Source organism: Candidatus Protochlamydia sp. W-9 (assembly GCF_001950615.1).
GTDB lineage: Bacteria > Chlamydiota > Chlamydiia > Chlamydiales > Parachlamydiaceae > Protochlamydia > Protochlamydia amoebophila.
This window is the reverse complement of the sequence record NZ_BCPZ01000310.1, coordinates 1-236: the sequence shown is the minus strand read 5'-3', so window position 1 is coordinate 236 and position 236 is coordinate 1. Positions and strand designations below refer to the sequence as shown.

Genomic DNA, 236 nt, shown 5'->3' with positions numbered 1-236 from the left:
TTGAGGTCCTCGCTTTGTTTTGCCATGATCAATTAACTGTTTATTCCATTTCTGCTCAAAAGACTTCCAAAAATCATCCACACTACAATATAATTTGATTAAATCCATTTTGACCTCTCATGCATATTAAACATTAGTTTGGGGAAACAAATGTTTTAAATGATACAGAGGTCTTTTGTCATTTAAATTTTATTCTTCTTATTTATTATCAAAGAGATAAATTCAAAATTCAGGTT

1 pseudogene is annotated in these 236 nt (G+C 28.4%); it reads right to left on the bottom strand.

Annotation, left to right across the window (positions count from 1 at the left end):
- Nucleotides 1–108: pseudogene (locus BU804_RS12290) on the bottom strand (IS982 family transposase); the annotation flags it as partial.
- Nucleotides 109–236: the final 128 nt, after the last annotated feature.